The following is a 24,419-nucleotide window of genomic DNA, read 5'->3' as shown; positions in this document are numbered from 1 at the left end:
CGTTGCGCACGCGCCGCGCGCCCGCGCGCCCGCGCGCCCGCGCGCCCGCGCCTCAGGGATACCCGAGGAACCAGAGCAGCACGATCGCGACCGGCTGCAGGCACACGCCCAGGACGAGCCACACGACCGCCCGCCGCGGCGTCCGCACGAACACGTCCGACCCGAGCAGCGGCGCCATCGGCATGAGCAGCCGGGGCAGGGACTGCTGCGGCAGGAACACCGCCACGAGGTACAGCCCGTACGCAGCGGTGAACGCCCAGACATCCATCCCGAGTGCCCGGACCGATCGCCGCGTCCAGAACCACACCGCACCCGCGAGGACCGCGATCACGAGCACGATCCCGAGCGGCCCGAGCCACGTCCCCGCCATCGTGAACCACGGCGTGAGCGGCGCGAAGTGCTGCCGTCCCACGAACCCCACCCACCACGACAGCTCGGTGTCGAGGTACGCGTTCGGCCGACCGGTCACGGCGGAGGCGATGACCGGCCACGCCAGCCCCGCCGCCGCCACCACGAGCCCCGACACCACGATCGCCACGGCGTCCCGCACCGGGAGCGTCCGACGCTCCTGCACCCACCGCACGACGAGGTGCACCCCGAGCGCCACGGCCAACGCCAGCACTCCCGGCTTCGTGAACGCCGCCACGAGGCCGAGCGGCGCGACCAGCCAGTAGCGTCGGCGGACGAGCGCCAGGAGCGCCCCGAACAACAGCAGCAGGAACGTGCTCTCGGCGTAGGCCACCTGCAGCAGGAACGCGGTCGGACCGAACGCGAACAGCGCGGTCGCCCACCGCGCACGGTGGGAGCAGCCCACCGCGAGCACCAGTCGGTAGAGCAGCACGCACGCCCCGGCCCCGGCGAGCGTCGCGACGATCACGCCGGCGACCCAGAACGACCCGCCGGTCAGCGGCATCACCGCACGCACGATCGTCGGGAAGACCGGCAGGAACGCCCAGGCGTTCGGGAGGACGTGCCCCGCGTCGTCGAGCGGCAGCGTGCTCGGGTACCCGTGCTCCGCGATGGTCCGGTAGAAGGATGCGTCCCACGACCCCGAGAACGTGAAGAAGGACGGATCGCGCCGGTACGACGCGAACGGCCAGCCGTGCGCGGTCGCCACGACGTAGACCGCCGCGAGCAGGACCGTGCTGACCACGCGCGAGGCCATCCACAGGAGCAGGGGAGTGGTCCAGGTGCTGTGGCGTGCCTCCAGGGCGGACCTGGAGGCGCGGCTCGTCTCCCCGGCGCTCGTCACCGCCCGATCCTCGCACGTCCACTGCGCGGGCCGTGCCGTCCCCGTCCCCGCCGCCTCGCCGCCCTCGCCGTCCTCGCCGTGCTGGCGAGGGTGAGCAGAAATGGTCGAGTCCCCGCGTCGGACCCGACCATTCCTGCTCACTGGAGGCGTGCCTCCCGGTACACGCGCAGCGTCACCGACCGGTGATCGCGCGCCGGATCTGCTCGATCGGCACCTTCGGGCTCCGGTCCGCGTTCAGCAGGCCGTTCGTCTCCTGCATCGTGTCCGTGAGCTGCGTGTAGCAGGACCCGGCGAGGAACGAACTCGCCCGGATCGCGTCGTACAGCGCCGTGATGCGTGCGACCCAGTCGTCGCCGTCCGTCGCCGAGGTGTAGCCCCAGCCGTCCTCGCGCTGGACCCCGGGCTGGTAGTTCACGCCGCCGAACTCGGTGAGCATCACCGGCTGCCCGCGGTCGACCGCGCCTCCGACGAGGATGCGGCGGTCGGCCGGCCCGATGCCGTTCACCAGCACCGTGCGTGCCGCGTCGTCCGCGTAGGTCGCCGCGAGCCGGGGCCCGTCGCCCTCGTAGTCGTGGATCGTGATGATGTCGGAGTCCGGGTGCTCCCACCCGTCGTTCGAGATCACGGGTCGTGTCGGGTCGATCGCCCGCGTGACGTCGGCCAGGGACCGCGCGTAGGCCTGCTGCGCGGGGTCGGTCGCGATGTGCTGCACGCCCCAGCTCTCGTTCGCCGGGACCCACGTGACGATCGACGGGTGTGATGCATCGCGCTCGACGGCGTCCATCCACTCGCGCATCAGTCGCTGCACGGCGCGCGGCGAGAACGCGTAGGCGCCCGGTGCCTCGCCCCACACCAGGATGCCGAGCCGGTCCGCCCAGTAGAGGAAGTGCGGGTCCTCGATCTTCTGGTGGTTGCGCGCGGCGTTGAAGCCGAGCTCCTTGATCAGTTCGACCTCGCGGCGGAGCGCCTCGCGTGAGGGTGCCGCGATGTGCGAGTCCGGCCAGTACCCCTGGTTGAGGACGCTGCGGACGTCGTAGCGCCGACCGTTGAGGAGGAACGCGCCGCCGTCGACCCCGACCGTCCGCACACCGAAGTAGGACGCGACGGCGTCGACCGTGCGGTCGCCCCCGGCTGCCAGCAGGGTGACGGTGGCATCGACGAGGCGGGGTGTCTCCGGCGTCCAGTGCAGCTCGTCCTCGGCCTGCCCGTTCGTCTGGCGGGCGATCGGGACGAGCACGTCGAACTCGTTCGTCGTCGCGCCGAGCGCGGTCTCGATCGTCGCGAGGTGTTCGTCGCGCTCGTCCCAGCGGGCGTCGACGCGGAGGCGCTCGCCGCCGGTCCGGACCCCGGCGAGCCGGACGGTGAGGCGGAGCGTCTGGTGGTCGAGGTTGGTCCAGCGGAGGTACTCGATCGACGTGGTCGGCACCGCCTCGAGCCAGACGGTCTGCCAGATGCCGGTGGTCCGGCGGTACCAGATGGCGTGCGGATCCTCGTGCCAGTCCTGCTTGCCGCGGGGCTGGGTGAGGTCGTGCGGGTCGTCCTCGGCGCGGACGACGAGGGTGTGCACGGCGTCGACATCCGTGTCGGTACCGGGGGCCGCGCTCGTGCCGGTTCCGTCGCCCGTCAGGACGTCGGTCACGTCGAACGAGAACGGCGTGTGGCCGCCCTCGTGCTCGCCGATGAAATGGCCGTCGATCCAGACCCGGGCACGGTGGTCGACGGCGCCGAAGTGCAGCAGGAGTCGCGGTGCTTCCGCGCCGTGCCCGGCGGCCTCGAGCTCGGCGCGGCCGATGGTGCGGGAGTACCAGACGACGGGGTGGAAGCCCGGCTCGTCGATGCCCGAGGCGACCGACTCGGGCGGGAACGGGACGACGATGTCCCGCGCATCCGGGAAGCCGGTCCGCCAGGCGGTGTCGTCGCCGTCGTTGCGGAAGGACCACGTGCCGTCGAGGTCGGCCCAGTGCGCGCGGAGCATCTGCGGCCGGGGGTACGTGCCGTCCTGCCGGGTGGCGAGCGGGAGGGCCTGCGGGGAAGCGGTGTCAGGTGCGGCGACGATGCCGTCGAGCGTGCTCATGCATCCATGCTGGCCCGGCTGTACATCGTTGTAAAGAGCGGGGCAACGATTCCCTGCGCGCTTCCCTCCGGCGGGTCAGCCGATCGCGGCGTCGCGCGTCAGGACCATGACGTCCATCCGGCCCTGCTGCACGATCTCGCCGCGCTGGTTCCGCAGCGACACCGTCCGCTCGACGATGCCGGTCTTCCCGGAGCTCGTCAGCCGGGTCGACAGGATCTCGACGTCGCACGTCAGGGTGTCCCCGATGAACACCGGCGCCGTGAAACGCCACTGGTCGATGCCGAGCAGCGCGACGGCCGACCCCTCGAACACCCCCGTGCGCGCGATCAACCCGAGGCAGAGCGAGGTGCCGAGCAGCCCGTGCACGACCCGCTGCCCGTACCGGGTCTTGGCGGCGAACTCGACGTCGGTGTGGACCTGGTTGTTGTCGTTCGTCCACGAGGCGAACGACACGACGTCCGCCTCGGTGATGGTCCGACCCGGGGTCGTGAAGGTCTGTCCGGCGGCGAGGTCTTCGAGGTAGTGCGGCACCCGGTCATCCTCGCAGACCGGCCGTCACCCGCGACCGCAGCCGGGCGACGAGGCGCTCGACCCGCTCCTGTTCCCGCTCGACGACAGCGTGCTCGATCGTCGCGAGGACGCCGTCGCCGAACGTGTCCGCTCCGGTCTCCGCCGCGAGGCTCGCGAGCTCCCGGAGGGCCGCGGTCGCGTGCGCCGCGTCGAGCACCTCGCCGAGGCCGTCCTGCACCCGGCGCAGCAACCCGAGGCGCCGCTTCCCGAGGTCGGCGCCGTCGCCCGCGGCCTCCGAGGCGTACCGCAGGCGTCGCGCCGCCTTCCGGACCTCGTGCAGGTCGTCGAGCGTCCCGCCGGCGTCGTCGATCGCCGCCACCACCCGTTTCCGCTCCCGTGTGATGCGTCGAACGGCGAACGCACGCGCATCGTCGTCGGCGTGCGGTCCCCGTGGTGAACCGGCGACGAGGTCGTCGAGGCGGTCGAGCGCCCGGAACCACGACGCCGAGCGCAGCGTCCGCAGCAGGTCGGCGGTCGCCGCAGCCCGGGACCCGGCGACCTGCGAGCCGATCCGGTCGAGGGTGGCGACGTCCACGAAGCCCTCGGGAGCACGGCCGGCCGTGCGGAGCAGTCGGTCACCCAGGACCTCGGCGTCGCGGGCGATGCCGGCCACACGCGAGACCTCGGCCAGTTCGGCTCGAAGGGATTCCGTCGCGTCGGGGTCGAGGGCGCCCCGGTACGCGGCCAGCACACTGCGCAGTCGGCGCAGCACCTTCCGGAGGTCGTGTACCGCCCCGTGTTCGTCGGCGCGCACCCTCGGGTCGATCGCGACGAGGTCGGCGCGCAACGATCGCAGCACCGTCCGCAGGGCGGCGGCCGCGGAACCGCGTCGTGGGCGCGCCGCGGTCCCCTTCCGGCGCTCCGTCGGGCCAGGGCCGGTCGAGCGCCCCTCGCCGGAGCGCCCGGCCGCACCCCGCACCCCACCGCCAGGGCCGGGTTCCGCGGCGTCCGCCAGGGCCCGCTCCGCAGCCCGCGAGACCGTTCCGTCGCGCCCGTCGTCGCTCAGCGCCCACCAACGGGACGACCGGAGCACGGCGCCGTCGGGCTCGCCCTCGTCCACACGGACGTCCGCCACCTCGGCCCGGAGCCGCCCGTCACGTCCGCGGAGTTCCACGAGCGTGGTCACGGTGTCCCGCACCCGGACGACGCGGACCGGGCGGCCCCGGAGGAAGACCTCGACCACGTCGCGCGGTTCGTGGTCCGGATCCACCGGGACCGGCCCGTCACCCCGGTCGACGCTCCACCCGACGTCCGACGCCAGGAGCTCGACGCCCTCGGCCGCGAGCACCCGGTCGTCGGTGTCCCACAGGTGTTCACGCAGCACCACGGGATCGTGCCGGTGGACGCGGTCGGCGAAGGGTTCGAGGGCGGGCAGTCGCCGATCGTCGGCGATGCGCCACGTGCGGCGGGGGTCGGTGCGGCCGAGCGGCTCGGGGTGCGGGATCTCCATGGCGTCAGTGTCGTCCGGCCCAGAGCGCCCGTCACCCGGTACGGCGCGTTCTGTGGATGCCGCATCCGGACCGACGCGATGTGGAGGAGGATCATGACCGGCCCGCCCCGGCGCACCATCCACAGCCCCCGGCGCGTACGGTTCGCCCCATGAGCGACGAGGCACCCGTCCCCGCCCCCGGCGACCCCACCGACCGCACCCTCGAGGGCTGGATCGCCCACCAGCGTTGGTACACGGCGAAGGGCTCCACGCCGCGGCTCCGCACCGTCGCGCAGCCCGCCGGGACACGCCTCGTGCTCGACGACGCACCGACCGGCCCCGTCCTCTACCAGTCGCCGGTCAGCCCCGACGCGACCGGGGCCGTGCGCGACGCCACCGCCGACCCGGCCTGGATCCGGTCCCTGGCGGCGCGCATCGACGCCGACGACGAGAGCCTCGTCCCGATCGGCACCGTGCGGAGCTCCCGGGTGCTCGCCGGCGAACAGTCGAACACCTCGGTGATCTGCGAGACCGAGACCGGCGCCGAGGTCATCGTGAAGGTCTTCCGCGTGCTCCACCACGGCGACAACCCGGACGTGACCACGCAGCTCGCGCTCTCCGCCGCCGGCAGCGCCCGGGTGCCGCGTGTGTACGGCGCCCTCCGCGGGAGCTGGCCGGACCCCGGGCGCGCCGACGGCACCGCGAGCGGGCACCTCGCCTTCGCGCAGGAGTTCCTGCCCGGCCTGCAGGACGCCTGGCGCGTCGCGCTCGCGGACGCGCGCGAGGGCACCCCGTTCGCCCCGGACGCCGAGCGACTCGGCCTCGCGCTCGCCGAGGTGCACCGCACCCTCGCCGAGGCGCTGCCGACCGAGCCCGCCGACGAGGAACGCCGTGCCGCCGCCATCGCGACGATGCACCGCCGCCTCGATGCCGCAGCACAGGAGGCTCCGGCGATCGCTCCGCACGTCGACACCGTCCGCGCGGTCTACGCCCGTGCCGCCGACGCCGACTGGCCCGACCTGCAGCGCATCCACGGCGACCTGCACCTCGGGCAGGTGCTCGCCGCCCCGGAACCCCGTGGCTGGGTCTTCCTCGACTTCGAGGGCGAACCGCTCCGCCCGCTCACCGAGCGCTCGCTCCCGGACGTCACGCTCCGCGACGTCGCGGGCATGCTGCGCTCGTTCGACTACGTCCAGGGCTCGCTCGCCCAGGACGCCGACCCCGTCGACGCGGGGGCGTGGGCGCAGGAAGCGCGGTCGGCGTTCCTCGAGGGCTACCAGCAGGGGACGGGGGCGGACCTGCGCGCCCACCGGGACCTGCTCGACGCGTTCGAACTCGACAAGGCGGTCTACGAGGTCGTCTACGAGACGCGGAATCGGCCCGACTGGGTCGGCATCCCGCTCGGCGCGGTCACGCGCCTGGTCGCGCGCAGCGCGGCCTGACCGTCGGAGCGCACGATGCGGGTGTGAGCGCGACCATGTGGGGGACGGGAGGCGCGGTGCCGGCCCGCACCGCGCCTCCCGTCCGCCGACCGGTGGCGTCCGTCAGTTGACGGGGCCCGTGTACTTCTCACCGGGACCGGCGCCCGGCGCGTCCTGGATGCTCGACGCCTCGCGGAAGGCGAGCTGCACCGAGCGGAGGCCGTCGCGCAGCGGGCGGGCGTGGTGGTCGCCGATCTCCGTCGCCGCGGCGGTGACGAGCCCCGCGAGGGCCGTGATGAGCTTGCGCGCCTCGTCGAGGTCCGTCTGCTCCTCGGGGTCGTCCGCGAGCCCGACCTTGACGGCGGCCGCGCTGAGGAGGTGCACGGCCACGGTGTTGATGAGTTCGACGGCCGGCACCTCCGAGATGTCGCGGGCGGCCTCGTCGGGCTCGGGGGATGGGGTGTCGGTCACGGTGCTCCTCTGCTAGACTCGTCCGCGGCAGATGCATCCGTGCGCCTTCGGGCGGTCGGACAGCATCGTGAAAGAGGAGTCTCTCCCACCCGCGGCCGTGCACCACCAGGCTACCGGGTCCCAACCGCTCCACCGGCGTCCGCGCCGGTCGGCTGACCCGCAGGGGTCGGCGTCGGGCGGCTGCCGAACGGGTCTCGATCCGTGCGTCAGATCTCCTCTCTCGTGCCGTCGTCCAGGGCAACAGCTCCGGACGGCAACCACCTGATTGAAGGAGCTCCGCATTCCCGATCCCCGCACCAACGACCGAATCCGCGTTCCCGAGGTCCGACTCGTCGGCCCCCAGGGTGAGCAGGTCGGCGTTGTCCCGATCGCCATGGCCCTGCGTCTCGCGCAGGAAGCCGAACTGGATCTGGTCGAGGTCGCCCCGAACTCGAAGCCGCCCGTGGCCAAGATCATGGACTACGGCAAGTTCAAGTACGAGGCTGCGCAGAAGGCCAAGGAAGCGCGTCGCAACCAGGTCAACACGGACCTCAAGGAAGTCCGGTTCCGCCTGAAGATCGACACGCACGACTACGAGACGAAGCGCAAGCGCGCCGAGGGCTTCCTCCTCGGTGGCGACAAGGTGAAGGCGATGATCCTCTTCCGTGGTCGCGAGCAGTCGCGTCCGGAGCAGGGTGTCCGTCTCCTCCAGAAGTTCGCGGAAGAGATCGCCGAGTTCGGCGTCGTCGAGTCCCGTCCGACCCAGGACGGCCGCAACATGACGATGATCATCGCCCCGCTCAAGAACAAGTCCGACGTCAAGGGCGAGCAGAACGCCAAGCGTGCTGCTCAGAAGGCCGAGCGTCGTGCGTCGGAGCACGCTGCGAAGGGCAAGGACGAGTCCACCGACGTCGCTCCCGCCCCCTCGCAGGCCGAAGCTCCCGCCGAATAGGTCCCACCGACCGATCCCGCAACGACGCGGCTCCCCATCCATCCCACGGAAAGGCACCACCATGCCCAAGCAGAAGACCCACTCCGGGTCGAAGAAGCGCTTCAAGGTCACCGGCAGCGGCAAGATCATGAAGCAGCAGGCCGGTATGCGTCACAACCTCGAGGTCAAGAGCGCCAAGCGCAAGGCCCGCCTCAACGAGGACCAGGTCCTCGCCAAGGCTGACGCGAAGAACGTCAAGAAGCTCCTCGGCCACTGAGCCCCGCAGAACGTAAAGGAATAGATCAATGGCACGAGTAAAGAGAGCGGTCAACGCCGCCAAGAAGCGCCGCGTCATCCTCGAGCGCGCCGAGGGCTACCGCGGTCAGCGTTCGCGTCTGTACCGCAAGGCCAAGGAGCAGGTCACCCACTCCCTCGTCTACGCGTACCGCGACCGTCACGCGAAGAAGGGCGAGTTCCGTCGCCTCTGGATCCAGCGCATCAACGCCGCGTCGCGCGCGAACGGCCTGACCTACAACCGCCTCATCCAGGGCCTCGGCCTTGCCGGCGTCGAGGTCGACCGTCGCATCCTCGCGGACCTCGCGGTGAACAACCCCGAGACGTTCGCGGCGCTCGTCGAGACCGCCAAGAAGGCGCTCCCGGCCGACACCTCGGCCCCGAAGGCTGCGTAGTCGGTTCTTCTGCTCACGAAACCCCCGCCGGTCCGGCGGGGGTTTCGTCGTTCCTAGACTTGTCCCGTGAGCGATCTCCTCGAGAACCCCAAGGCCGGCCGCGTCCGTGCCGTCGCAGCGCTGGCGAAGAAGGACGTGCGCGCCGAGACGGGCCTGTTCCTGCTCGAGGGGCCGCAGGCAGTGCGCGAGGCGATCGAGTACCGTCCGGAGCTCCTCCGCGAGCTCTACGTGACCCCGACGGCGGCCGCGCGCTACGGCCTCGACGACGCGCCGGTCGACACGTGGTTCGTGACCGAACAGGTCCTCGACGCGATGGCCGACACGGTGACGCCGCAGGGCGTCGTCGCGGTGTGCCAGCAGTTCCCGACGTCGGTGAAGGACGTCTTCCCCGACGCGGCTGCGGTCGTCGAGACCGACGGCGGTGCCGACCAGGAGGCGCGGGTCGACCTGCCGGGGATCGTCGCCGTCCTCGAAGAGGTGCGTGACCCCGGCAACGCCGGCACCATCATCCGTGCGGCCGACGCCGCCGGCGCCGACGCGGTGGTCCTCACCGGGCGCAGTGTCGATCCGTACAACCCGAAGGTCGTCCGGTCGACCACGGGTTCGCTCTTCCACGTGCCGGTGTCGGTCGGCGTGACGCTCGCCGACGCGGTGTCCCGTGCCCGCGGCCTCGGGTACACGATCCTCGCGGCCGACGTCTCCGGCGACGACCTGCCCGAGGTCCGCGCCGACGGCATGCTCGACGGCCCGACCGCCTGGGTCTTCGGCAACGAGGCCCGCGGCCTGACCAGCGAGGACCTCGCCCTCGTCGACCGGGCGGTGAAGGTGCCGATCTACGGGAAGGCGGAGTCGATGAACCTGGCGACGGCGGCGTCCGTCTGCCTGTACGAATCGGCGTTCGCGCAGCGCACGGCTCGTTCCTCCACAGGCGACTGATCGGGCGACTCCTCCCCAGACCGTCCGGTACAGGACGGCGGTATCCCACGGGCCGGTAGGCTTGGGTCTCGTGTCAGAACCTCTCGAGATCAGCGAATCGGCCGTCGCCGACGCCGTGGACCGGGCCCTCGCGGCGGTCCGCGCCACGACGACCGTCGCCGAGCTGAAGCAGGCCAGGGCCGAGCACACCGGCGAACAGTCCGCGCTGGCGCGGATGAACGCGTCGATGCGCACCGTGCCGAAGGAGCAGAAGGCGGCCGCGGGCAAGCTCGTCGGACAGGCCCGTGGGCAGGTGAACCAGGCGATCGCCGAACAGGAGTCCGTCCTCGCCGAGGCCGAGGAGCGCGCACGCCTCGACGCCGAGCGCGTCGACGTCACCGCCCTCCCGGTCCGCCGCACGCCCGGCTCGCGCCACCCGCTGTCGCTCCTCAACGAGACCGTGGCCGACATCTTCGTCGGCATGGGGTGGGAAGTGGCGGAAGGGCCCGAGCTCGAGCACGAGTGGTTCAACTTCGACGCGCTGAACTTCGACCCGGACCACCCCGCCCGGGCCATGGCCGACACGATCTTCGTCGAGCCGGTCGAGCGCCACCTCGTCATGCGCACGCACACCTCGCCGGTGCAGGTGCGCTCGCTGCTCTCGCGTGACCTCCCGCTCTACGTCATCGCCCCGGGGCGGGTGTACCGCGCCGACGAACTCGACGCCACGCACCTGCCGGTCTTCACCCAGGTCGAGGGCATCGCGATCGACAAGGGCCTGACGATGGCGCACCTGCGCGGCACGCTCGAGCACTTCGCGCGCCAGATGTTCGGGGCCGAGGCGCAGATCCGCCTCCGCCCGAACTACTTCCCGTTCACCGAGCCCAGCGCCGAGATGGACGTCTGGCAGCCGAACGCCAAGGGCGGCGCTCGGTGGGTCGAGTGGGGTGGCTGCGGCATGGTCAACCCGAACGTCCTGCGCGCCGCCGGCATCGACCCGGCCGAGTACCAGGGCTTCGCGTTCGGCATGGGCATCGAGCGGACGCTGCAGTTCCGCAACGGCCTGAACGACATGCGTGACTTCCTCGAGGGCGACATCCGCTTCTCGCAGCAGTTCGGAACGGTGGTCTGATGCGCGTCCCACTCCGTTGGCTCGGCGAGTCCGTCGACCTCCCCGACGACGTCACCCTCGAGCACGTCCACGCGGCGCTCGTGTCGGTGGGCTTCGAGGAAGAGGACGTCCACACCTACGACCTCGCGGGCCCGATCGTCGTCGGCCGGGTGCTCGAGCGCGAGCCCGAGCCGCAGAAGAACGGCAAGACGATCAACTGGTGCCAGGTGGACGTCGGCGAGCCCGAGCCCCGCGGCATCGTCTGCGGTGCGCACAACTTCGACGTCGGCGACCTCGTCGTCGTCACGCTCCCCGGCGCCGTCCTGCCCGGACCGTTCCCGATCGCCGCTCGGAAGACGTACGGGCACGTGTCCGACGGCATGATCGCCTCGGCGCGCGAACTCGGCCTCGGTGACGAGCACGACGGCATCCTCCGCTTCGCCGACCTCGGCATGGAGCCCGAGGTCGGCGCGGACGCCATCGCGCTCCTCGGCCTCGACGACGCCGCGGTGGAGATCAACGTCACCCCGGACCGCGGGTACGTGCTGAGCATGCGCGGTGTCGCTCGCGAGTACGCCCACGCGACCGGCGCGACCTTCCACGACCCGGTCGAGCGGGTCACCCCCCGCAGCGCCGAGGGCTTCCCGGTCGTGATCGACGACCGGGCCCCGGTGCGCGGCCGGGTCGGCGCGCACACGTTCGTCACCCGCGTCGTCCGGGGCATCGACCCGACCGCGAAGACCCCGGCGTGGATGGTGTCCCGGCTCGCCCTCGCCGGTGTCCGATCGATCTCGCTCCCCGTCGACATCACGAACTACGTCATGTTCGAGCTCGGCCAGCCGCTGCACGGGTACGACCTCCAGACCCTCCAGGGCGGGCTGGGCGTCCGGCGTGCCGCTCCCGGCGAGACCCTGACGACCCTCGACCACGTCGAGCGGACGCTCGACCCGGAAGACCTCGTCATCACCGACGACTCCGGCCCCGTCGGTCTCGCCGGCGTGATGGGCGGTGCCCGGACCGAGATCTCCGGCACCACCACCGACGTCCTGATCGAGGCCGCGGGCTTCGACCAGACCTCGATCGCCCGCACCGCGCGTCGGCACAAGCTCCCGAGCGAGGCGTCCCGACGCTTCGAGCGCGGTGTGGACCCGCTCGTGGCCGAGGCCGCGGCCAACCGCGCGGTCGAGCTCCTCGTCGAACTCGCCGGCGGCACCGCGGACGCACTCGGTTCCACGCTCGTCGACACCGAAGCGCGTCCGGCGGTCACGATGCGCCTCGCGCGTCCGGCCGAGCTCGTCGGCGTCGACTACACCGACGCCGAGGTCATCGAGACCCTGCGCGCGATCGGTGCGTCGGTCGACGTCGACGGCGACACGCTCGTCGTGGTCCCGCCGACCTGGCGCCCCGACCTCACCGACGACACCACGCTCGTCGAAGAGGTGGCGCGCATCGTCGGGTACGACCGCATCCCGAGCGTCCTCCCCGTCGCGCCTCCCGGGCGCGGTCTGACAGGACACCAGCAGGCACGTCGTCGCGTCGCCGCGGCGCTCGCGGCCGACGGACTGGTCGAGGTCGTCACCGCACCCTTCGTGTCGCAGGCGACGCAGGACGCCTACCCGGGCATCGACGGCACGGGCGGCCCCAGCGTGGTCCTCGCGAACGCGTTGGACAGCGAGCAGAGCCTCCTCCGTCGCAGCGGGGTGCCGGCACTCGTCGACGCCGCTCGCCGCAACGTGTCCCGGGGGCTCGTGGACGTCGCACTGTACGAGACCTCGCGGGTCTTCCTGCCGGTCGCCGGCGAGACGCTCGGCACCGACACGGTCCCGCCAGGGGCCGCGCTGCCGGACCGCGACACCCTCGCCGCACTCGACGCATCCCTGCCGCCGCAGCCCTTCCACGTTTCCGCGCTGCTGACCGGCAACCGTGTCGTGAAGCAGCCCGGCGTCCAGCCCGAGCCCTACGGCATCGCGAACGCACTCGACGTCGCACGCGCCGTCGCCTGGGCGGTCGGGGTGGAGCTCACGGTGGCGCAGACGACCCACCCGTCCCTGCACCCAGGCCGTGCGGCCTCACTCCTCGTGGACGGCACCGTCGTCGGCGTCGCGGGAGAACTCCTGCCCGAGCTGACCGAGGCAGCGGTCCTGCCGCGCGTCGTCGCGGTCGTCGAACTCGACCTCGACGCCCTGGTCCGCGCGGCGCCCGACCTGGTGTCGGTGGCGCCGATCGTGTCCTACCCCGCGGCGACGCAGGACCTGTCGCTGGTGGTGGATGCCGACGTTCCGGCCGGTGACGTCCTCGATGCGGTGCGCACTGGTGCCGGAGAGCTGTTGGAGTATGCTCGCCTCGTGGATGACTACCGGGGCACCGGCGTGGACGAGGGACAGAAGTCCCTGACGTTCGCGCTGCGCTTCCGCGCCACGGACCGCACGCTGACCGCTGCCGAGGCCACCGAGGCCCGTGACGGCGCCGTCCGACGTGCCGGCGAGCGATTCGGGGCGACCCTGCGCGACTGATCCCACCGGGACCAGCACCGCCCGGGGCCGCCGCCTCCGACTCTCTCGACGACCAGTCCGACCAAAGGTGGAATCCCATGTCCGTATCCGTCGCCGTGGCGGGAGCCTCCGGCTACGCGGGCGGTGAGCTCCTGCGCGTGCTCTCCGCCCATCCCGAGTTCGACGTCAGGACGGTGACGGCGTTCTCGAACGCCGGACAGCCGCTCATCGCGACGCAACCGCACCTGCGGTCGCTGTCGCACCTGACCCTCGAGCAGACGACGGCGGAGAACCTGCGCGGACACGACGTGGTGTTCCTCGCGCTGCCGCACGGGCAGTCCGGAGCCATCACCGCGGAACTCGGCGACGACACCCTCGTCGTGGACTGCGGCGCGGACCACCGGCTGACGGATCCGGCGGCGTGGGAAGCGTTCTACGGCGGCGACTACTACGGCGCGTGGACCTACGGCCTGCCGGAGCTGCTGCACGCGGCACCGACGCCGGGGTCGGCGGACGAATGGCGTGACGTCGACGACATCCAGGCGCAGGGTCGGCAGCGGGCGGCACTCGTGGGGACGAAGCGGATCGCCGTCCCCGGGTGCAATGTGACCGCGGTGACGCTCGGCATCCAGCCGGGCGTGCAGGCAGGGCTGGTCGAGTCCGACGACATCGTGGCCGTGCTGAGCGTCGGCCCGAGCGGTGCCGGCAAGAAGCTCGCGAACACCTACCTGGCATCCGAGATCATGGGGTCCGCGAGCGCCTACGCGGTCGGCGGGAAGCACCGGCACATCCCGGAGATCCAGCAGAACCTCGTGGTCGCCGGCGCGTCCGACGTGACGATCTCGTTCACGCCGGTCCTCGTGCCGATGTCCCGGGGGATCCTGGCGACGACGACCGCGAAGCTCGCGCCGGGTGTCAGCGCCCGCGACGTCCGCCTCGCCTGGGAGCAGGCCTACGCCGACGAGCCCTTCGTGCACCTCCTGCCCGAGGGCGAGTTCCCCCGGGTCGCCGACACCATCGGCGCGAACACCGCCCTGGTCGGACTCGCCGTCGACGAGGCCGCCGGCCGCGTCGTCGCGGTGAGCGCCCTCGACAACCTGGCGAAGGGCACCGCCGGCGCCGCGGTCCAGTCGACCAACATCGCCCTGGGCTTCCCGGAGACCCTCGGCCTCAGCGTGGACGGAGTCGCACCGTGACCGACGCAAGCCAGCCCACCCACACCGACCCGGGCCTCCAGGGCGTCACCGCGGCAGCAGGCTTCCGCGCAGCCGGCGTGACCGCCGGACTCAAGACGAGCGGCAAACCCGACGTGGCGCTCGTGGTCAACGACGGGCCGGACGCCGCCGTGGCAGCGGTGTTCACCAGCAACCGCGCCCAGGCGCACCCGGTGATCTGGTCGCGCCAGGCGGTCGGCGACGGCACCGCCCGCGCGGTCGTCCTGAACTCCGGCGGCGCGAACTGCTTCACCGGTCCGTTCGGTTTCCAGACCACGCACATGACCGCCGAGGCCGTCGGCGACGCGCTCGGCATCGGTGCCGGCGACGTCGTCGTCTGCTCCACCGGTCTCATCGGTGTGGGCGACCAGACCTTCCGGGACAACGTCCTCAGGGGCGTCGACCTCGCGACCGCGGCACTGTCGGCCGAGGGTGGTCCGGACGCCGCGACCGCGATCATGACCACCGACACGAAGCCGAAGCAGTCGGTCGTGACCGAGGACGGCTGGACCGTCGGCGGCATGGCGAAGGGTGCGGGCATGCTCGCACCCGGGCTCGCCACGATGCTCGTCGTGATCACCACGGACGCCGTGGTCGGGTCGGACGAACTCGACCAGGCCCTCCGTGCCGCGACCCGTGTCACCTTCGACCGCGTCGACTCCGACGGCTGCATGTCGACGAACGACACCGTCGTGCTGCTGTCCTCCGGTGCGAGCGGCGTCACGCCAGAGGTCGGCGACTTCCAAGAAGCACTGACCGCGGTCTGCGCCGACCTCGCACGGCAGCTGCAGCAGGACGCCGAGGGCGCCAGCCACGACATCGCGATCCACGTGGTGAACGCCGCGAGCGAGGACGACGCCGTCACCGTCGGCCGCAGCGTCGCCCGCAACAACCTGTTCAAGGCGGCGGTGTTCGGCAACGACCCGAACTGGGGCCGCGTGCTCGCGGCGATCGGGACCACCGACGCCGAGTTCGACCCCTACGCCGTCGACGTCTCGATGAACGGCGTGCGGGTCTGTCACGCCGGTGCGCCGGACGAGCCGAGCGACCGCGTCGACCTGACGCCGCGCGACACGGACGTCCTCATCGACCTCGGGGTCGGACCGTTCTCGGCCACGATCCTGACGAACGACCTGACGCACGACTACGTCCACGAGAACAGCGCGTACTCCAGCTGATGGCCGACGACAGCATCCTCTCGAAGGAAGAAGAGCACGAGCTCGCGACCGTGAAGGCCGCGACCCTCATCGAGTCCCTGCCGTGGCTGAAGCGGTTCTCGGGCAAGATCGTCGTCGTCAAGTTCGGCGGCAACGCGATGGTGAACGACGACCTGAAGCGGGCGTTCGCCGAGGACATGGTCTACCTGCGCTACGCCGGCCTGCACCCGGTGGTGGTGCACGGCGGCGGTCCGCAGATCTCGGCGGCGCTGAAGGAACAGGGCATCACGTCCGAGTTCCGCGGCGGCTACCGCGTCACCACGACCGAGGCGATCACGGTCGTCCGGGACGTCCTGGCCGGCGAGGTCAACCGCGAGATCGTCGACTTGATGAACGAGCACGGCGACGGGCTGGCCGTCGGGGTCTTCGGCGACGGCGGCTCGCTGTTCACCGGCGAGAAGAAGGGCGTGGTCGTCGACGGCGAGCACTTCGACCTCGGGCACGTCGGCGACATCACGCACGTCGACCCCTCGGGTGTGCTCGCGGCGATCGAGGCCGGGCGGATCCCGGTGGTGTCGAGCATCGCCATCGACGACGCCCACCCGGACCAAGCGCTCAACGTGAACGCGGACGCCGCGGCGGGAGCGCTCGCGATCGCCCTCAAGGCGTCGAAGCTCATGATGCTCACCGACGTCCCCGGCCTGTACCGCAACTGGCCGGACCGCGACTCGATCGTCGACCTCATCGCGGTCGAGGAACTCCGGGCGCTGCTGCCGTCGCTCGAGTCGGGCATGATCCCCAAGATGACCGCGTGCCTCGACGCCGTGGTCGGCGGGGTCGGCGGCGCGACGATCATCGACGGACGGATCCCGCACTCGATCCTGCTCGAGGTCTTCACCCTGCGCGGGGCGGGCACCGAGGTGATCCCGGACCCGAGCCGACGCACCGAGAACCAGATGACCCACGCCGAGATCGGCCGACGCGTCGCGGCACCGTCGACGAACAGCACCATCGGCCAACACGTGGCCAGCACGACCGAGAAGGGACCGCAGCAGTGAGCACCGAGACGCAGACCGAGACCTGGAACGACCGGTTCGGGGCGTCGCTCATGCGATCCCTGACCCCGCCGAAGATCATGCTCGAGCGCGGTGCGGGCTGCCGCGTGTGGGACGTCGACGGCAACGAGTACCTCGACTTCCTCGCCGGCATCGCCGTCAACTCGCTCGGCCACGCGCACCCGGCGCTGGTCGAGGCGATCAGTGACCAGGCGGCCAAGCTCGTGCACGTCTCGAACTACTTCGCGACCCCGCCGCAGCTTGAGCTCGCCGAGCGTCTCAAGCGCATCACGGGTGCGGGCGACGCCGGCCGGGTCTACTTCGGCAACTCTGGTGCCGAAGCGAACGAGGCCGCCTTCAAGCTCGCACGGCTCAACAAGGGCGCCGAAGGGCAGAAGACCCGCATCCTCGCGCTGAAGCAGGGCTTCCACGGCCGCACCATGGGTGCGCTCGCGCTCACCGGCAAACCCGCCCTGCAAGAGGACTTCCTGCCGATGGTCCCCGGGGTCGAGCACATCGACTCGACGGTCGCCGCACTCGAGGAGTCGATCGACGACACCGTCGCCGCGCTCATCGTCGAGCCGATCAAGGGTGAAGCCGGCGTGGTCGACCTGCCCGAGGGCTTCCTGCTCGCCGCCCGGCGCCTGACCGCCGAGCACGGGGCGCTGCTCATCCTCGACGAGATCCAGACGGGTGTCGGTCGGACCGGCAACTGGTTCACCTACCAGGGCCACGGCTTCGAGCCGGACGCGATCACGATCGCGAAGGGCATCGCGGGCGGGTTCCCGATCGGTGCCCTCGTCACCTTCGGCTGGGTGTCCGACCTGTTCTCGGCCGGCCAGCACGGTTCGACGTTCGGCGGCAACCCGCTCGGTACCCGGGTGGCGAACGCCGTCCTCGCCGAGATCGAGCGCGCGGACCTCGTGTCCGGCGCGGTGACGAAGGGGGAGCGGATCCGTGCGGGCATCGCGAGCATCGCCTCGCCCCTGGTCGACGAGGTCCGTGGCACCGGTCTGCTCATCGGGGTCGGCCTGACCGGCCCGGTGGCCGCCGCCGTCAACGCGGCAGCGCTCGAGCGCGGCCTGATCATCAACGCCCCGAACGAGTCGAGCCTGCGCATCGCGCCGCCGCTCGTCGTGTCCGACGCCGAGATCGACGAGTTCGTGTCGATCCTCAGCGAGAGCCTGGCCGCTGTCGCCGCCACCCAGGAGACCTCCGCATGACCCGCCACTTCCTCCGCGACGACGACCTGAGCCAGGCCGAGCAGTCCGCGATCCTCGACCTCGCCGAGCAGATGAAGGCCGACCGGTGGGCCGCCAAGCCCCTCGCCGGCCCCCAGTCCGTCGCGGTGATCTTCGACAAGTCGTCCACCCGCACCCGGGTGTCCTTCCACGTCGGCATCTCCGACCTCGGCGGCAGCCCGCTCATAATCTCGACGGCGAACAGCCAGCTGGGCGGCAAGGAGACGCCGTCCGACACCGCACGGGTCCTCGAGCGCATGGTCTCGGCGATCGTCTGGCGCACGTACGGCCAGGCCGGGCTCGAGGAGATGGCGGCGAACACGAGCGTCCCGGTCGTCAACGCCCTGTCCGACGACTTCCACCCGTGCCAGTTGCTCGCCGACCTGCTGACGATCCGCGAGCACCGCGGGACGCTCGCGGGGCTGACCGTGGCGTTCATCGGCGACGGCGCGAGCAACATGGCCCAGTCGTACCTGCTCGCCGGTGCCACGGCGGGCATGCACGTCCGCGTCGCGGCTCCGGCTGAGTACTCCCCGGCTGCCGCGGTCGTCGCGGACGCCGAGCGCCGCGCTGCCGTGACCGGCGGGTCCGTGCTCGTCGTGACGGACCCGGTCGCAGCCGTCGCCGGAGCGGACGTCGTCGTGACGGACACCTGGGTGTCGATGGGCAAGGAGGACGAGAAGCAGGCGCGACTCGACACCTTCAACGGGTACCGCGTGGACGACGAGCTCATGGCGCACGCCGCCGACGACGCCGTCTTCATGCACTGCCTGCCCGCCGACCGCGGGTTCGAGGTCACGGCCGAGGTCATCGACGGTCCGCGGAGCATCATCTGGGACGAGGCGGAGAACCGCCTGCACGCGCAGAAGGCACTGCTCGCCTGGCTCCTCGCAGCGAACGCGACCGGCGCACCCGCTGCGAACGCGACCGGCGCCCCCGCGACCGCCTGACCGAGGGAGACCGAAGTGGCAGACCGCGTCGTCCTCGCGTACTCCGGCGGACTCGACACCTGTGTCGGCATCGGCCGGCTGCGCGACGCCGGCAAGGACGTCGTCGCCCTCACGGTGGACGTCGGCCAGGGCGGCGAGGACATCGCGGCGATCCGACAGCGTGCGCTCGACTGCGGCGCGGTGGAGTCCATCGTCATCGACGCGAAGGACGAGTTCGCGGGCGACCACCTCGTGCCCGCGCTGCAGGCCAACGCTCTCTACCAGAAGCGCTACCCGCTCGTCTCGGCGCTGAGTCGTCCGCTCATCGCGAAGCACCTGGCGCTCACGGCGAAGCAGCTCGGCGCCGACACGGTGGCGCACGGGTGCACGGGGAAGGGCAACGACCAGGTCCGCTTCGAGGCGGCGGTCGCGGCGCTCGCCCCGGACCTGACGAGCCTCGCGCCGGTGCGGGACCTCGCGCTCACCCGCGACCAGGCGATCGTCCACGCCCAGCAACACGGTCTGCCGATCGAGCAGTCGGAGCGTGCACCCTGGTCGGTCGACCAGAACGTGTGGGGTCGAGCGGTGGCGACCGGCTCCCTCGAGGACCCGTGGAACGCCCCGGACGAGCAGCTCTACGCCTACACGCAGGACCCGACCGTCCCGCAGGACCCCGACGACGTGACGATCACCTTCGAGCAGGGTGTCCCGGTCGCGATCGACGGGCAGCGGTTCAGCATGCTGCGCGTCGTGCAGGAGCTCAACGCGCTCGCCGGCAAGCACGGTGTGGGCCGGATCGACGTGGTGGAGGACCGCCTCGTCGGGATCAAGTCCCGCGAGGTGTACGAGGCGCCGGCCGCCGTCGCCCTGATCGCGGCGCACGAAGAGCTCGAGAGCCTGACCCTCGAACGCGACGTCAACCGGTACAAGCGGCAGGTCGAGTCGGACTGGGCCGACCTGGTCTACGACGGGCTGTGGTTCAGCGGGCTGAAGCGGAGCCTCGACGCCTTCATCGCCCACACCCAGCAGCACGTCTCCGGCGACGTCCGGCTCCGACTCCACGCCGGCCGAGCCGTCGTGACCGGACGCCGCTCCAGCCAGAGCCTGTACGACCACGACCTCGCGACCGCGGACGCCGGCGACGCCTTCGACCAGTCGTGGTCGAAGGGGTTCATCGACATCTGGTCGTTGCCGAGCAAGATCTCCGCCCGCCGCGACCTGGCCAACTGACCAAGCGCGGACCGCGCACGCGCGCACCGACACACCGACACACCGACACGACACGACCGGACGACGAGAGAACCATGACCGACGCGAACCAGCCCGCCGCCAAGACCGACGCCACCAACACCGGCGCCCTCTGGGGCGGCCGCTTCGCGGACGGCCCGAGCGCCGAGCTCGCCGCGCTCTCCCGATCGACCCACTTCGACTGGCAGCTCGCGCCGTACGACATCGCCGGCTCCCGCGCGCACGCCCGCGCCCTGAACACGGCCGGCTACCTGACGGCCGACGAGCTCGAGCGGATGCTCGCCGGCCTCGACCGCCTCGAGGCCGCCCACGCCGACGGCACGCTGCAGCCCGCCGACAGCGACGAGGACGTGCACGGTGCCCTCGAACGACTCCTCATCGCCGACCTCGGTCCGGAGCTCGGCGGCAAGCTGCGCGCCGGCCGGAGTCGCAACGATCAGATCGCGACGCTCGGCCGGATGCACATGCTCGACCACGGTCGTCGGATCGGGCACCTCGTGATCGACCTCGTCGACGCGATCTCACAGCAGGCGAACGAGCACCCCGGTGCGATCATGCCGGGTCGCACGCACCTGCAGCACGCGCAGCCGGTCCTGCTCGCGCACCACCTGCTCGCGCACGCGTGGCCCCTGGTCCGTGACCTCGAGCGGCTCCGCGACTGGGCGAACCGGGCGAGTGTCAGCCCCTACGGGGCCGGAGCCCTCGCGGGGAGCTCGCTCGGCCTCGACCCCTCGGCGATCGCCCACGAGCTCGGGTTCGCCCGCCCCGCCGACAACTCGATCGACGCCACGGCAGCACGCGACGTGGTCGCCGAGTTCGCGTTCGTGCTCGCGCAGATCGGGATCGACGTCTCCCGCCTGGCGGAAGAGGTCATCCTCTGGAACACGAAGGAGTTCGGCTTCGTCCGGCTCCACGACGCGTTCTCCACCGGGTCGAGCATCATGCCGCAGAAGAAGAACCCGGACATCGCCGAGCTCGCCCGGGGCAAGTCCGGCCGGCTCATCGGGAACCTGACCGGCCTCCTCGCCACGCTCAAGGGCCTGCCGCTGGCCTACAACCGGGACCTGCAGGAGGACAAGGAACCGGTGTTCGACTCGGTCGCCACCCTCGAGGTCCTGCTCCCGGCCTTCACCGGCATGATCGCGACCCTGTCGTTCGACACCGACCGCATGGCGGAGCTCGCGCCGCAGGGCTTCTCGCTCGCGACCGACGTCGCCGAGTGGCTGGTCCGCCAGGGGGTGCCGTTCCGCGATGCGCACGAGGTCTCCGGCGCGCTGGTCCGGTACTGCGAGGAGCGTGGGATCGAACTCGACGACCCCACGGACGACGAGTACCGCACGGTGTCGGAACACCTCACCCCCGAGGTCCGCGGCGTGCTCACCATCGAGGGTTCGGTCGCGTCCCGGGCAGGCGTCGGCGGCACTGCGCCGGACCGCGTCGCCGAGCAGCTCGCGTCGCTCACCCGGCGCGTCCACGACCTGGCAGAGGGCGCGCCCTTCCGCCGATGACCGACGCCACGCTCGCGCTGCTGTCCGCACCGGCGCCGGTGTCCGCACCGGCGCTGCTCGGTGCGACGATCGCCGGCAAGGGCGTCACCCTGCGCATCACGGAGGTCGAGGCCTACTTCGGTCCCACCGATCCCGGCTCGCACGGGCACCGCGGTCCGACACCCCGCAACCGCCACTTGTTCGGCCCGCCCGGAACGCTCTACGCCTACCGCTCGTACGGCATCCACACGTGCGTCAACGTCGTCAGTGGGCCGGAGGGCACGTCCTCGGGCTCGCTGCTGCGCGGCGCGCAGGTGGTGGCCGGTATCGAGACGGCCCGCTCCCGACGCGGCGCCTCCGTCGCGGACCTCGCGCTCGCGCGCGGTCCCGGCAACCTCGGCGGAGCACTCGGCGCGGCCCTCGGTGAGGACGACGGCAGCAGCCTCCTCGACGGTTCCGGCCCGTACGTGCTGACGCTCGCTCCCGGCCTGAAGGCGCGGCTCGCTTCCGCCGGACCGGCGCGCGTCGTCGAGGAGCTCCTGTCCGAGACCGCTCCCGGACCGGCGGGGACCGGTCCGGTTCGGCGGATCTCCCGCGGTCCGCGCACCGGCGTCGGCGGCATCGCCGGCGGTGCGGGGTTCCCCTGGCGCTTCTGGCTCACCGGCGAACCGACGGTGTCGGCGTACCGACGGCACAAGGGCGCCCTCGACTGATCCCCGCCGGCACGGCCGCGCCGCCGCTGCCGCGTCGCGCCGGAACCGGAGGCATGCGCCCAGTCGACCCGCGCCTCCTGGACCCTGCGCGCCGCTACGATGGCTGGGTGTCCAGTGAATCCGCTCACGATGTCCTGACGCGCCAGCAGAACGACCCGACCTTCGCCTCGGTCTGGGACGAACTGCGCTGGCGTGATCTGGTGCACGTCTCCACCGACGAGACGGCACTCAAGGAGGCCCTCGACGGCGAGCCGATCACGTACTACTGCGGATTCGACCCGACCGCCGCGTCCCTGCACTGCGGCAACCTGCTGCAGCTGCTCACCATGCGCCGGATCCAGCTGGCCGGTCACAAGCCCCTCGCCCTCGTCGGCGGATCCACCGGCCTGATCGGCGATCCTCGTCCGACGGCGGAGCGGACCCTCAACACCCCCGAGACCGTGCGGGACTGGGTGGCGCGCCTGCAGGGGCAAGTGTCGCGGTTCCTCAGTCCGGACGGTGAGAACGGCGTCCGGCTGGTGAACAACCTGGACTGGACGGCACCGCTGTCGGCGATCGACTTCCTGCGCGACATCGGCAAGTACTTCCGCGTCAACTCGATGCTCAAGAAGGACGCCGTCGCTGCGCGCCTCAGTTCAGACGCGGGCATCAGCTACACCGAGTTCAGCTACCAGATCCTCCAGGGACTCGACTACCGCGAACTCTTCCGGCAGTACGGGTGCACGCTGCAGACCGGTGGCTCGGACCAGTGGGGCAACCTGACCTCGGGCACGGAGCTCATCCGTCGTGCCGAGGGTGCGACGGTGCACGCGCTGGGCACCCCGCTCATCACGAACTCGGACGGCACGAAGTTCGGCAAGAGCGAGGGCAACGCCATCTGGCTCGACCCGGAGATGACCTCGCCCTACGCGTTCTACCAGTTCTGGCTCAACACGTCGGACGCCGACGTGATCGCGCGACTCCGACAGTTCACGTTCCTGTCGCGCGCCGAGATCGAGCGGCTCGAGCAGGCCGTGGCCGACGAGCCCTTCCGCCGTGAGGCGCAGCGCACCCTCGCGTTCGAGGTGACCGCAGTGGTGCACGGGGTGGAGGCGACGCAGGCGGCGATCGATGCCTCGGCGGCGTTGTTCGGCAACGGCGACCTCGGGGCACTCGATGCCGAGACCCTGCGGTCGGCGATCGCGGAGCTCCCCGGTTCGGTGGCACTCCCCGGAGATGCCGACGTCGCCCGAGCACTCGTCGACACCGAGCTCGTGAAGTCCCTCGGTGAGGCCCGCCGCGCGATCGACCAGGGCGGCGTGTACGTGAACAACGCTCGCGCCGAGGACCCGACCGTGCCGCTGTCCGACCTGGCCCTGCCCGGGGGAGTGCTCGTGCTCCGTCGTGGCAAGAAGACCCTCGCCGGCGTGACGCTCTCCTGATCGTCCGCGCCCGTCGATGCCCGGTTCCCCTGGTGGGAGCCGGGCATCGCTGCGTTCCGACCCGGATGTTGCAGAACGCGACACGCCCGGGATGTGGCACGTCTTGGCGCACCCGTCGAACGCTGCGTATAGTTCTTACTCGTCACCCCAAAGGTGCGGCGGAGCGGCTGGAGCGAAAGCCCAGAGCACGCCGGCCCTCAAGCGGGACCATCCTCCACTGAAGTTCAGAACCGGCCTTGCGCTGGATCGTTTCGACGCCTAGGATGACTACTCCACCGGTTCTCTCCTACGGGATGAGCCACTGGGCCTCAGGGTCCGACGACACACCGGTGGTCAAACCAAGAACGAAAGCCTCTCTGGCGGAACCTCTTCTGAGGTCGAGTGGGGAGTGCGTCTGGTCCTTGAGAACTCAACAGCGTGCACATTGTCAATGCCAATTTATTGACCCCGTTGCCTTCACTTGTGGAGGTACGGAGACAATTCCTTTTGGATAGACAGAATTGTCAGTAGACAGTTCTTTTTGTCAGTTTCAACTCGCTGGCACTTTCGGGTGTTGGTTGTAATTTTTTTACGGAGAGTTTGATCCTGGCTCAGGACGAACGCTGGCGGCGTGCTTAACA

21 protein-coding genes are annotated in these 24,419 nt (G+C 71.3%); 16 read left to right on the top strand and 5 right to left on the bottom strand.

Annotated features, from left to right (window positions below):
- Positions 1-52 precede the first annotated feature (52 nt).
- From Q7F20_RS10710 to Q7F20_RS10695, 4 genes are all read right to left on the bottom strand, one after another.
- Positions 53-1,252, bottom strand: coding sequence for a hypothetical protein (locus Q7F20_RS10710; RefSeq protein WP_305740076.1), 1,200 nt, complete (start codon positions 1,250-1,252; stop codon positions 53-55).
- Between the two features lie 172 nt (positions 1,253-1,424).
- Positions 1,425-3,326, bottom strand: a complete 1,902-nt coding sequence (locus tag Q7F20_RS10705; protein ID WP_305740075.1) for a glycoside hydrolase family 2 TIM barrel-domain containing protein — start codon at positions 3,324-3,326, stop codon at positions 1,425-1,427.
- A 75-nt stretch (positions 3,327-3,401) separates the two neighbouring features.
- Entirely contained in the window at positions 3,402-3,857 is a 456-nt protein-coding gene (locus tag Q7F20_RS10700; RefSeq protein ID WP_305740074.1) for a MaoC/PaaZ C-terminal domain-containing protein, read from the bottom strand.
- Positions 3,858-3,861: 4 nt separating this feature from the next.
- Positions 3,862-5,346 carry a CHAD domain-containing protein gene (locus Q7F20_RS10695; protein ID WP_305740073.1) on the bottom strand — a complete coding sequence of 495 codons (1,485 nt, stop codon included), beginning with the start codon at positions 5,344-5,346 and terminating at the stop codon, positions 3,862-3,864.
- A gap of 149 nt (positions 5,347-5,495) precedes the next feature.
- Here Q7F20_RS10695 and Q7F20_RS10690 point away from each other — a divergent pair, with 149 nt between their 5' ends.
- Positions 5,496-6,767, top strand: a complete 1,272-nt coding sequence (locus Q7F20_RS10690; RefSeq protein WP_305740072.1) for a phosphotransferase — start codon at positions 5,496-5,498, stop codon at positions 6,765-6,767.
- A 102-nt stretch (positions 6,768-6,869) separates the two neighbouring features.
- Here the strand turns inward: Q7F20_RS10690 and Q7F20_RS10685 are convergent, their stop codons facing one another.
- Entirely contained in the window at positions 6,870-7,217 is a 348-nt protein-coding gene (locus Q7F20_RS10685) for a DUF1844 domain-containing protein (protein WP_305740071.1), read from the bottom strand.
- A gap of 265 nt (positions 7,218-7,482) precedes the next feature.
- On the opposite strand from Q7F20_RS10685, the gene infC reads away from it, so the two are divergent.
- The 15 genes from infC (at position 7,483) to tyrS (ending at position 23,799) form a co-directional block, all read left to right on the top strand.
- The gene (gene infC, locus Q7F20_RS10680) at positions 7,483-8,148 is read left to right on the top strand and encodes a translation initiation factor IF-3 (RefSeq protein WP_305740070.1); all 666 of its coding nucleotides are present in this window, start codon (positions 7,483-7,485) and stop codon (positions 8,146-8,148) included.
- Between the two features lie 61 nt (positions 8,149-8,209).
- Entirely contained in the window at positions 8,210-8,404 is a 195-nt protein-coding gene (gene rpmI, locus Q7F20_RS10675) for a 50S ribosomal protein L35 (protein ID WP_022903519.1), read from the top strand.
- A gap of 28 nt (positions 8,405-8,432) precedes the next feature.
- Positions 8,433-8,816 (top strand): 50S ribosomal protein L20, encoded by a 384-nt coding sequence (gene rplT / locus Q7F20_RS10670; protein WP_022908516.1) that lies wholly within the window; start codon positions 8,433-8,435, stop codon positions 8,814-8,816.
- Between the two features lie 66 nt (positions 8,817-8,882).
- Positions 8,883-9,752, top strand: coding sequence for an RNA methyltransferase (locus Q7F20_RS10665; protein ID WP_305740069.1), 870 nt, complete (start codon positions 8,883-8,885; stop codon positions 9,750-9,752).
- 70 nt (positions 9,753-9,822) lie between these two features.
- The gene (gene pheS, locus Q7F20_RS10660; protein WP_305740068.1) at positions 9,823-10,863 is read left to right on the top strand and encodes a phenylalanine--tRNA ligase subunit alpha; all 1,041 of its coding nucleotides are present in this window, start codon (positions 9,823-9,825) and stop codon (positions 10,861-10,863) included.
- Positions 10,863-13,355 carry a phenylalanine--tRNA ligase subunit beta gene (gene pheT / locus Q7F20_RS10655; RefSeq protein WP_305740067.1) on the top strand — a complete coding sequence of 831 codons (2,493 nt, stop codon included), beginning with the start codon at positions 10,863-10,865 and terminating at the stop codon, positions 13,353-13,355. The genes pheS and pheT overlap by 1 nt, the downstream gene beginning before the upstream one ends.
- A 77-nt stretch (positions 13,356-13,432) precedes the next feature.
- Complete coding sequence (locus Q7F20_RS10650; RefSeq protein WP_305740066.1) at positions 13,433-14,530, top strand: N-acetyl-gamma-glutamyl-phosphate reductase; 1,098 nt, start codon at positions 13,433-13,435, stop codon at positions 14,528-14,530.
- Positions 14,527-15,726 carry a bifunctional glutamate N-acetyltransferase/amino-acid acetyltransferase ArgJ gene (gene argJ / locus Q7F20_RS10645; RefSeq protein ID WP_305740065.1) on the top strand — a complete coding sequence of 400 codons (1,200 nt, stop codon included), beginning with the start codon at positions 14,527-14,529 and terminating at the stop codon, positions 15,724-15,726. Before Q7F20_RS10650 ends, argJ begins: the two co-directional genes overlap by 4 nt.
- Positions 15,726-16,763: an acetylglutamate kinase gene (gene argB / locus Q7F20_RS10640; RefSeq protein WP_305740064.1), complete on the top strand. Its 1,038-nt coding sequence runs from the start codon at positions 15,726-15,728 to the stop codon at positions 16,761-16,763. The genes argJ and argB overlap by 1 nt, the downstream gene beginning before the upstream one ends.
- Complete coding sequence (locus tag Q7F20_RS10635) at positions 16,760-17,983, top strand: acetylornithine transaminase (protein ID WP_305740063.1); 1,224 nt, start codon at positions 16,760-16,762, stop codon at positions 17,981-17,983. Before argB ends, Q7F20_RS10635 begins: the two co-directional genes overlap by 4 nt.
- Entirely contained in the window at positions 17,980-18,951 is a 972-nt protein-coding gene (gene argF / locus Q7F20_RS10630; protein WP_305740062.1) for an ornithine carbamoyltransferase, read from the top strand. The genes Q7F20_RS10635 and argF overlap by 4 nt, the downstream gene beginning before the upstream one ends.
- Positions 18,952-18,966: 15 nt before the next feature.
- Positions 18,967-20,160, top strand: coding sequence for an argininosuccinate synthase (locus Q7F20_RS10625; protein WP_305740061.1), 1,194 nt, complete (start codon positions 18,967-18,969; stop codon positions 20,158-20,160).
- A gap of 74 nt (positions 20,161-20,234) precedes the next feature.
- Positions 20,235-21,686 (top strand): argininosuccinate lyase, encoded by a 1,452-nt coding sequence (argH, locus tag Q7F20_RS10620; protein ID WP_305740060.1) that lies wholly within the window; start codon positions 20,235-20,237, stop codon positions 21,684-21,686.
- The gene (locus tag Q7F20_RS10615; RefSeq protein ID WP_305740059.1) at positions 21,683-22,378 is read left to right on the top strand and encodes a DNA-3-methyladenine glycosylase; all 696 of its coding nucleotides are present in this window, start codon (positions 21,683-21,685) and stop codon (positions 22,376-22,378) included. The genes argH and Q7F20_RS10615 overlap by 4 nt, the downstream gene beginning before the upstream one ends.
- 53 nt (positions 22,379-22,431) lie before the next feature.
- Positions 22,432-23,799, top strand: coding sequence for a tyrosine--tRNA ligase (tyrS, locus tag Q7F20_RS10610; protein WP_370871662.1), 1,368 nt, complete (start codon positions 22,432-22,434; stop codon positions 23,797-23,799).
- Positions 23,800-24,419: the final 620 nt, after the last annotated feature.

The sequence above is a fragment of the Curtobacterium sp. A7_M15 genome, assembly GCF_030705415.1.
GTDB lineage: Bacteria > Actinomycetota > Actinomycetes > Actinomycetales > Microbacteriaceae > Curtobacterium.
This window is presented reverse-complemented; position numbering and strand designations above follow the sequence as displayed.